This window comes from Gilliamella sp. Fer4-1 (genome assembly GCF_001690515.1).
Taxonomy (GTDB): domain Bacteria; phylum Pseudomonadota; class Gammaproteobacteria; order Enterobacterales; family Orbaceae; genus Gilliamella; species Gilliamella apicola_C.
Map to the genome: position 1 here is coordinate 1 of NZ_LZGZ01000342.1, position 6513 is coordinate 6513.

The 6513-nt window shown below is 35.9% G+C and carries 5 protein-coding genes; all 5 read left to right on the forward strand.

Annotated features, from left to right (window positions below):
- On the forward strand, nucleotides 1–765 hold a 765-nt coding region (locus A9G30_RS11670), incomplete at its 5' end, for an AAA family ATPase (protein WP_176700912.1).
- 46 nt (nucleotides 766–811) lie between these two features.
- Entirely contained in the window at nucleotides 812–1495 is a 684-nt protein-coding gene (locus A9G30_RS11675; RefSeq protein ID WP_218057888.1) for an HNH endonuclease, read from the forward strand.
- A gap of 78 nt (nucleotides 1496–1573) precedes the next feature.
- Nucleotides 1574–4813, forward strand: coding sequence for a tape measure protein (locus tag A9G30_RS11680; RefSeq protein ID WP_065589064.1), 3240 nt, complete (start codon nucleotides 1574–1576; stop codon nucleotides 4811–4813).
- A 51-nt stretch (nucleotides 4814–4864) separates the two neighbouring features.
- On the forward strand, nucleotides 4865–5791 hold the full coding sequence (locus A9G30_RS11685; RefSeq protein WP_065589065.1) for a hypothetical protein: 927 nt from the start codon (nucleotides 4865–4867) through the stop codon (nucleotides 5789–5791).
- A 78-nt stretch (nucleotides 5792–5869) separates the two neighbouring features.
- A partial coding sequence (locus A9G30_RS11690) for a hypothetical protein (RefSeq protein ID WP_065589066.1) occupies nucleotides 5870–6513 on the forward strand: 644 nt, incomplete at its 3' end.

The window sequence follows — 6513 nt, forward strand, 5'->3', positions numbered from 1 at the left end:
TCGGAAAACGCTGAAGGTTTAGATAATAATGATATAAAACAATGGTTTGTTTCTAGATATTTGCATAGCGCGCATGCTAATAATTTAACTGATGTTCAACAAGAAAACATTAAATTAGCAATAAGCTGTTTTTCGTTACTTGATAATAAGGTTACATTTTATAAAACTACTACTCAAAATGAGATAATTGTAAAAACACCTACAGGAGAAATATATTTTGAGCTTTTATCTTCTGGATTTAGGTCTATTTTATTTATTTTATTGGGCATAATTAAAGAAATTGAATATCGATTCCAAAACAACAATGTTTTAGCATCAGACTTTAATGGAATTATTCTAATTGATGAGATAGAGTTACACCTTCATCCTGAATGGCAAGGTAAAGTTTGCAGCGTTCTTACAAAAACATTTCCGAAAGCCCAATTTATCATCAGTACGCATAGCCCTCACGTTATTCAAACCGCCGAGGCGAACGAAGTTATAGCTTTATCTGGGCAGAATGGTCATTTAGAAAAAAGAACCTTAGATATCGCCCCACATGGCTTTAAAGGATGGACAGTTGAGGAAATTCTTACTGATGTAATGGGTATGAGAGATGTTCGAACAGAAAAATATAGGGAAGTTTACACAAAATTTAGTAGGGCGCTAGATGATAATGATATAAAAGCTGCTACTGAAGCTCATAACGAATTAGATAAATTACTTCATCCTACATACCCTTTAAGAGCACTTTTTAAAATGCAATTGGATGGGCTTAAGGGTTAATCCATGATTAAGTTAGAAAAAGGGAAAAAACCCGATTACTTAAGCGATGATAAAGGTTCAAGAACTAATAGAAAGGTATAAGTCTAATTCTGATACTGTATGGAATCACGAAAAAATAAAGGAGCGATTATTAGAAAGCAGCAACTCTAAATGCGCTTATTGTGAATGTCAATTACAGATTGAAGATTCATACGTTGAAGTTGAGCATTTTAAATGTAAAAAACGATATCCTGATGAAGTCGTAAATTGGGATAATTTGTTACCTTCATGTAAAAGGTGTAATCTCAGAAAAGGGAGTTTGGATGTTGTTATAACACCTATTATAAATCCTTATGAGGATGATCCTAAATTACATTTATCTATTCAAGCTTGTCGTTTGTATCCAAAAGAAAATGCAGGCTCAAAAGGTGACAATACTATTAAAAAATTGGCTTTAAATGACTATGAACGATTGTTGCAATCAAGATTCGAGGCTTCAAATCGTATAAATAAATATATAGACGATTTAGTTAATAATAAAAGTAATATTGATTATGTTAGAAATAATATGATCACAACACTGGAACTGTGCCAACCAGATAAAGCTTTTTCTGCTTTTCTCGCTTTTACTTTGCTTAATAACAAAGATACAAAAATAATCAAACAAGTTTTAATCGATAATGACTTATGGGATGATGATCTTAATGAAATGTATGAAACCTGCAAAAAAATAGCCCTAGACTCTAGATAACTTATCGTTAACCAACCAAATTCAATTAAACCACCTTCGGGTGGTTTTTTATTACCTAAATTTCTATAAGAGGTTTTTATGTCATTTGAAGCAGGAAGTATATATTACACAATTGATGCTAAAACAGGGGCTTTATTAACAGCCGATAAACAAGTGTCTAGTTTTAACAAAAGAGCACAAGAGGGGTTTGAACGAACAGCGGCGTCAATGAGCAAGCTAACACAGATTGCTAAAGCTGTATCTGCTGCTTTGGTTTCTAGCCAAATCATTGCATATGCTCAAAGTTGGAACGAGCTAGAAGACCGCATTCAAAACACGGGTGCTACAGCATCACAAACTAAAGATATTTTAGACCAGCTTTTAGCTACATCAGACCGAAATGGTCGCACAATTGAAGAATCATCAGAGTTATATATTCGCCTTTCTAATTCTATGAGTGAGCTGGGTTATAGCACTCAGAGTACATTGTCTTACATAGATACGTTATCCAACTTGATGACAATCAATAAAACTAACGCATTAAGCGCAGAATCAGCTATCAACGCTTTAACTAAAGCGCAGATGAAAGGGAAACTGGCTGGTATCGATGCAATGTCTGTTTTTAGTGCAATGCCTAGCGTTCTTAAAACACTAGGGAAGCAGTTAAATAAAACAGAAGCAGAGGTCAGACAAATGGCTTCTGATGGCAAGTTATCTATGTCAGACTTTACTGATGCAATGATAGCTGCGCAAGAAGAAACTGCGGCGCTTGCTGATAACATGCGAAATACCGTACAAGACGGCATCAATCGTGTTACCAACAATCTTAAGAAATATCTTGGCGAACTCAACAACTCAACTGGCGCAACTAAGGTTTTAGTTGATTCGCTGATTCTAATGTCTCAGCACGTTGATATTTTGATGACTGGTGTCGGTGCGCTTGCTGCGATTTACGCAGGGAAATATATCACATCGCTAGCTAATGCGACTAAGCAGAGTGCGGAGAAAGTGATTAATGATATAAAACTTGCTCAAGCTGAAAAAGCGGCAGCACAAGCAGCACTACAGCAAGCACAAGCCGAGCTTGTTCACTTGAGAGCTGTACAACAATCATTGTCAGCACAGCTAAAACTAGCACAAACCGAAAAAACTAGAAACGCAATTAGAAAACAGTTAAAAGCCAACACTGATGCCTTAACTGCTGCTACAAATCAGCAGACAGCAGCGCAAGCAAGACTTGATGTAGCGATGAAAGCAACATCTTTTGCAGCAAATGGTTTAAAAAGTGCCATGGCTTTGTTAGGTGGACCTGCGGGTCTACTATTACTTACGGCTGGTGCGCTAGTAACATGGTCGAGTAAAGCAGCAGAAGCGAAACAAAAGGCTTTAGAGTTAACTGATGAAGTAGCAGCTTTAGCAGAAAAATATAAAGGTTTATCTAAAGCACAAAGAGAAGCGTTTGCTATAGATTTAAAGAAACAAATTTTTGAACAGAATAAGGCGATTGAAGGGCAAGTAGAAGAACTTGATAAAATTAATAAAAAACTAGAGTTAACAAGAAGTGGCAGAGCAACATATGGCAGAGGGAATAATCGACAAGAAAAAATTGCTGACTTAGAAAAAAGAAGAGAAGAAATTAAAAAAACAATTGCTGTAATGCAGGAAGGCTTCAATAAAGCAGTTGATCTCTTGGACGAAGTTATAGTAAAAAACTATGAATCAGCGAATGCTTCTAATAAAGCCGCTAAGTCTGGAGAAAATCTATCCAAAAATTGGGATGACGCATCAAAATCAGAGATTGATAAAAAACTGGCGAGCATATCAAAAGAGCTTGATATTGCAACGCTAAAATCACAAGGAAATAGTGAAGCAGCGTTTGTGTTAGATGGGCTTTATTCGGCTTTGGGCAAGAGAGCAGATGAGTATAAAGACGACCTAATGGCTTTAGCTTTGGGTCAAGCTAACTTTACTAAGTTAACAAATGACCAAGTCGCAGCCTTGCAGCCACTGGTAGCTCAGCTAAAGGCGCTATCGGTTGAAAACAATAAAATTAAAAGTAGCAACAAAAAAGGCACAACTAAAAGTTACGCAGAAGAAGTAAAAGAGCTTAGCGATAAGTTAGCCGTTGCTAAATTGGAGGCACAAGGTCTTACTGTTGAAGCTGAATTACTTGCGATCACCCAAAAAATGGGCGGTAAAGTCACTGCTGAACAAACGGAAAAGCTAAAGGAGCTGATTAAAACATCTCAAGCGTATAAAAATTTAGGTTTGCTGAAAAGCCCAATTGAAGCCGAAGAAGATTCATTTAAACAATCTAAAAAATCATTAGATGTATTACGTAAAGAGGGAGAAATAAAAACTCAAGAAGAATACAACGCTAAGCTTGAACAACTTGAGCAACAACATCAGATAAACATGGCTAAAATCAAATCTGATGCTGTTGTATCTAAAATTGACGACGCTGTAGCACAAGTTGATCCAGTCCAAGCCCTTAAAAATGAAAATGATAGAAAACTTGCTTTGATTCAAGAGTTTGAAAAGCAGAAATGGATCACCGAAGAAAACGCAATAGCTTTACGTGAAGCAGCTAATCATCAGTACGAACAAAATCGTATCAATGCACAATGGGAAATTTGGCGAAATCAGAGTGATGCTAACGAGTTTTTAGCGTCATCACTTGAGGGATTAGCAAGTAGCGCAACAAGTACAATATCTGGGCTGATGTCTGGCACAATGACGGCGACACAAGCAATGCAGAACTTTGCTAATGTGATTTTGAACGAAGCGATAGGCTCACTTGTTCAAATGGGTATGCAATATGTTAAGAACGCAATTGTAGCTAAAACAACTTCGGCAGCAACAACGGCGGCACAAGTAGCCGAAGCTACGTTATTAGCAGCAGCATATCAACCCGCTGCTATGTATGCCTCAATCGCAACGCAGGGCGCGGCAGCAACTACAGGCGCAACATCGTACGCAACAGCTATCGGTTCAATGAAAGCTCTGGGTATAGCTTACGGAGGGGGAAGACTTCGAGGCGGTGGCGTTGATGTTGGGAAAGCTTATAGAGTAAATGAAAGCGGAGAACCTGAATTGTTTGTCGCACACGGAAAGCAATACATGATACCGAACAAAAACGGGGAAGTTATCCCGTCTAATAAGTTATCCCGAGGCTCAGCAAGCAGAACAATCATAAATAATATTACGCAAAATATCTCTTTCGGTGAAGGGCAAGACAATAAAGAAGCCGCTAACGAGACAGCTAGAATGCTGAAACAAGCACTAAGAAGTGTAATTCAAGAAGAGCAAAGACCTGGGGGGCTGCTAAATCGGCGTTGATTTGATGGGCAAAATTTCATACCATTACCGAAATTTAATTAAGGAGATGGTATGAAAAAAATATTTTTAGTTGGTTTTATTAGTTTGCTTTTGGTTGGTTGCAATGAGGACAAATCTAATTCTAGCTCAATTCCTCCCGAATGTGATTCAGAGGCAACAATAACAGGGAAGAGTTATCCTGTTTTATGGAAAAGCATTTTATATAAAAAAAATGGAGGAGAAATGATTCCCATAGTTAATGAAGCGTATAAAAAAAGGACAGGAGAAACTGATTATTTATCTGTAGATTCTTCTACGAGCGTGATTGAGGAATGTGTTAATGGGGACTTTTCATATATTAGATTAACATCCCCTGATTATTTGATTGAAACTCATAAAGGATGGATTAAACAATCTGATTTAGATAAAGGTCAGAAATTGGAAGATCCATATATTAGAAGTATTGACAGCCTTGTTACATCGTACCAGTATAAACCTGACGATTTTGAGGAATTAAGAGATTTGCTTGGTAGTGATTTTGATAAAGTTAATAAATTGAGATACGTTGCAGCTAAGGTGGTTGTTGATAGTGGAAAATGTGAATATGTGACTGATTCTAATATTGATGTTATGAATATGGGTACCAAGGATAATTTAAGATTCGTTGTTGAATGTAAAAATAATACAAGAATTTCGATAGATGAAAACACTATAAATAATGGAGGTAGCATCAAAACCCAGTTAGAGCAAGCGATCCCTAAAGATCTAGCAATTGATAAATGTAATAATTTGATTAAAGGTAAAGCTAATAAATATGGAGAGATCGATTTATACTCTTTGACGGGTACAAGTTATGACGTCAATAAAACAAATGGCAATGCAACCGTTGATGTTTATTTTGATGTAAAAAATAAATTTGGCAATAAAGAAAGCTTTAAAGCCAGATGTTTGTTTGAAAGCGGATCATGGAATGAAGAGATTGTTATCAAAAACAGATAATTATTAATTGAAAGTTGTAAATTGCACTTGGCTAACAAATTTCATACTATTAATCAAAATTACTTATAGGAGAATAGAGTGAAGAAACTTATATTAATTGGTTTATTTGGCTTGGTTTTAACCGCTTGTAGCACTGTGAAATATAATTATGTAGCTGAAACAAAACAAATAAGCTATCCCGATTTGAATGTTGTTACAAAAACCTTTATTGGCGATGATATGGTTAGACAGGGCACAGTAGCGTCAAGGGATGTTATTTATTTTCCTCAAACTACAGTTGTTAGCAGAGGGGTGGATTTTACTATTCATGCCGGAGAATACCCTAAAGTAGGTGAAGATCAAAAGTATCTATTTTTTGGTTTAAATGAGTTAAATTCTGGAGTAACAGTGGGTAAATCAACCTTTGCTGATTTACCTGTAGGGATTAGAACTAATAAAAAAGATAATGACCTATGCATTGTTACTGTTAGTGGTGGCTCTTTATGTAACAGTAATTCTTCATTTTCGTACCAAAAGAAAAATGTAACTTATCAAAATGCGTTCCAGCAGATACTAATCTATAACGGTAAAGTAGGGCATAAGATTAACATCGGGTATAAAGAATTTAATAAGGATTTTTCTCGCCCTGCATTTTCAAATAATGTTGAATATGACTTATCAGAATCAAAAATTATAAGATATAAAGGTGCAGAATTAGAAATAATAAAAGCAACTAATCAATT

Excerpts from the sequence above, each read along its gene's own strand:
- A9G30_RS11680 (WP_065589064.1), top strand. The coding sequence starts at position 1,574 with ATGTCATTTGAAGCAGGAAGTATATATTACACAATTGATGCTAAAACA.
- A9G30_RS11675 (WP_218057888.1), top strand. The coding sequence starts at position 812 with ATGATAAAGGTTCAAGAACTAATAGAAAGGTATAAGTCTAATTCTGAT.
- A9G30_RS11685 (WP_065589065.1), top strand. The coding sequence starts at position 4,865 with ATGAAAAAAATATTTTTAGTTGGTTTTATTAGTTTGCTTTTGGTTGGT.